Here is a 1,079-nt window from a genome sequence, read left to right on the forward strand (position 1 = left end):
AGCATGGTGCGCAGGCGCTTGCGGTTGCGTTCGAGATTCGACGTCGCGTTCGCGAGGGCTGCGGTACGCGTCGCGCCGTGGCCGATGCGCATGCCCGATATCAGGTGCGTGACGACGCATTTTTCGGGGTGGCCGTCATGCAGGTGCGACTCGGTGTGAATGCCGAATGCGGCGCCGGCGTCGTTCGGGATGACGACGTGATCGCCGGCGACGGTGCGCAGGCCGGCCGTCGTGAGCAACTCGTAGCGGATGGTGGGTTCGAGGTTCATGCTTCACCCACGCGGCGGAACGGACCATGCCAGGGCCGCGATCAGGACGATCATCGCGACGACGCTGATCACGAAAGCGATCGCGCGGGCGTTTCGAACGTCGAACAGGCGCAGCACGTCGGCGGCCAGGTAGTAGATGCCGGTGAGGGAGAGGGAAAGCATCAGCAACACGCTGATGCCGAACACGTATGGCTTCATGGTGTGGTTCCAGGTGAGTGCGCCGGCGGCCGGCGCGGATGGGTCAGTCGAAGTCGTTCGCGGCGCGGCGTTTCCCGTCGACGGCCGGTAACTCGGGCGCGGTTTCTCGATCGCGCCATACGTTCGCCGTGCATTCGAAGGCGCGGCGGGCGGCCGGGCACAGGGCGTCGAAATTCCCGACCATGCGCAGGCGGCGCCACATCGCGCGCAGGTCGAGGTCGGTGAGGGGCGCGCGCATCGCGTCAGTGCATCCACTCGAGCACTGGCGTGCCGTGCGCAAGGTCCCACGACACGACGAAGCCCAAGGCACGTGCGGACGCGACGAACACGTCGGCGCGGACGTCGGCTGCGGAGATCTTCGTGAGGTAGGAGACGCGCTCGTCGTAGGACAGTGACTGGGCGAGTGCGGCGATCGGTGTGGTGATGAGCGTTTGCATACGGCCTCCAGGAAATTTCAGGCAAAAGGAGTCCCTCACGCCCGCAGAGCGGGCGCGATGGGTGTTCAGCGAAACAGCGGGTTAGGGCTTAGGCGTCGAGCAGCGGGAGCTGTCGCGAATCGGTCGGGAGCCGATCAACCTTGCCGATCGGCACGTACACGTGCGGATTCGGGTT

The 1,079-nt window shown here is 66.1% G+C and carries 4 protein-coding genes; all 4 read right to left on the minus strand.

The genetic code is table 11. The features are described 5' to 3' along the window. A partial coding sequence (locus tag AC3IFE_RS21470) for a hypothetical protein (RefSeq protein WP_489191880.1) occupies positions 1-269 on the minus strand: 269 nt, incomplete at its 3' end. A 3-nt stretch (positions 270-272) separates the two neighbouring features. Next, positions 273-467 (minus strand): hypothetical protein, encoded by a 195-nt coding sequence (locus AC3IFE_RS21475; RefSeq protein WP_489191881.1) that lies wholly within the window; start codon positions 465-467, stop codon positions 273-275. A gap of 43 nt (positions 468-510) precedes the next feature. After that, the gene (locus AC3IFE_RS21480) at positions 511-705 is read right to left on the minus strand and encodes a hypothetical protein (protein ID WP_489191882.1); all 195 of its coding nucleotides are present in this window, start codon (positions 703-705) and stop codon (positions 511-513) included. Positions 706-709: 4 nt separating this feature from the next. After that, positions 710-904, minus strand: a complete 195-nt coding sequence (locus AC3IFE_RS21485) for a hypothetical protein (protein WP_489191749.1) — start codon at positions 902-904, stop codon at positions 710-712. Positions 905-1,079 lie beyond the last annotated feature (175 nt).

It is taken from the genome of Burkholderia sp. APQ4-4ca (assembly GCF_057837105.1).

Coding starts and splice junctions, on each gene's coding strand:
- AC3IFE_RS21475 (WP_489191881.1), bottom strand. CDS start 467: ATGAAGCCATACGTGTTCGGCATCAGCGTGTTGCTGATGCTTTCCCTC.
- AC3IFE_RS21480 (WP_489191882.1), bottom strand. CDS start 705: ATGCGCGCGCCCCTCACCGACCTCGACCTGCGCGCGATGTGGCGCCGC.
- AC3IFE_RS21485 (WP_489191749.1), bottom strand. CDS start 904: ATGCAAACGCTCATCACCACACCGATCGCCGCACTCGCCCAGTCACTG.